The organism is Streptomyces sp. NPDC051636 (assembly GCF_044453765.1).
GTDB lineage: Bacteria > Actinomycetota > Actinomycetes > Streptomycetales > Streptomycetaceae > Streptomyces.
The window spans coordinates 1-1,610 of sequence record NZ_JBITDA010000086.1; the positions used below are offsets into that span (position 1 = coordinate 1).

The following is a 1,610-nucleotide window of genomic DNA, read 5'->3' on the forward strand; positions in this document are numbered from 1 at the left end:
CTAGAAGGCGGATGAAGATGTTGGGTTCTGGCCCTGCCGCGTGAGCGGTAGGGCCAGACTCGTTGTGTGGCGATGGGTGAGTGGGTCGGCGAGACCGTCGGGCCGGACGTGTGGGTGACGTGCCGGGAGTTGATCCCGGCCGGGAGTGTGTTCGCGTTCCTGGCCGAGCATCGGGGTCGGCTGTTTCCGGCTGAGATGTTCGCGGACATGTATCCGTCGGCGAACGGGCGGCCGAGTATGCCGCCGCAGATCCTGGCCGCCGCGATCACACTGCAGGCCCTGCACGGGCTGTCGGACTTCGAGACGGTCCAGGAACTGCGGTGTGACCTGCGGTGGAAGGCCGCGTGCGGGCTGGGTCTCAACGACATGGCGTTCGATCCGTCGCTGCTGGCCTACTTCCGCCGCCGGCTGGCCCGTTCCGCCCGTCCGAACCGCATCTTCGACGCTGTGCGCGATGTGGTGAAGGCCACCGGGGTGCTGAAGGGCAAGCACCGCCGGGCTTTGGACTCCACCGTTTTGGACGACGCGGTCGCCACACAGGACACCGTCACCCAGCTCATCGCCGCCGTCCGCGCGGTGATCCGCGAGGTCCCCGAAGCCGCCGAGGTGGCAGCGGTGCAGTGCACCGCGCATGACTACAGCGACCCGGGCAAACCGAAGATTGCCTGGAACGACGAGCAGGCCCGCGCCGGGCTGGTCGACGCGCTGGTCACAGACGCCTTACGGCTGCTGGGCCACCTGCCCGAACAGCAACTCGGGGAGAAGGCCGCGAACGCGGTGGGCATTCTGGCCCTGGTCGCCGGCCAGGACGTGGAACCCGCCGAGGATTCCGATGGCCGTGACGGACGCTGGCGCATCACCCGGGGCACCGCCCACGACCGGATGGTGTCCACCGTCGATCCCGAAGCGCGGCACGTGCACAAGACCCGCTCCCACCAGCAGGACGGCTTCAAGGCCCACCTGGCCATCGAGCCCGAGACCGGGTTATACACCGCCGTCGCCCTGCGGCCCGGCGCCGGGCCCGAGCACCACGAGGCCGCTGTGGGTCTTGAGCTGCTCGCCGACGAGGACAGCCCGGTGGACGCCTTCGGTGACACCGCCTACTCCGCCGGCGACGCCCGCCAGGCCCTCCACGAGGCCGGGCACCGGCTGTTTATCAAGCCCGCCCCGCTGCGGCCGGCCGTTCCCGGCGGCTTCACCCTCGACGACTTCACCATCGACACCACCACCGCCATCGTGACCTGCCCCGCCGGACACACCGTGGCTCTGTCCGACCCCGGCGGGCAGCACCACCAACGCAAAGCCTCCTTCGGCAGCTTATGCACCGGATGCCTGCTGCGTGAGCGGTGCACCAAAGCCAAGGCCGGACGCGTCCTGACCATCCGCCCGCACCACGACCTGCAAGCGGCCGCCCGCTACCAGGCCGCCACCGATCCCGACTGGCAGGCCGACTACCGCCGCTGGCGGCCCCCCGTCGAACGCGCCGTCGCCTGGCTCGTCCACCACGGCAACCGAAAACTCCGCTACCGCGGCACCATCAGCAACGACACCTGGCTCCACACCCGAGCCGCCGCCCTCAACCTCCGCCGACTGATCAACCTCGGACTCAC

The 1,610-nt window shown here is 69.9% G+C and carries 1 protein-coding gene; it reads left to right on the forward strand.

The window, feature by feature from the left end:
* Positions 1-72: 72 nt before the first annotated feature.
* Positions 73-1,610, forward strand: a 1,538-nt coding sequence (locus ACIBBH_RS42475; RefSeq protein ID WP_399414354.1) for an IS1182 family transposase, incomplete at its 3' end; no start/stop codon positions are given.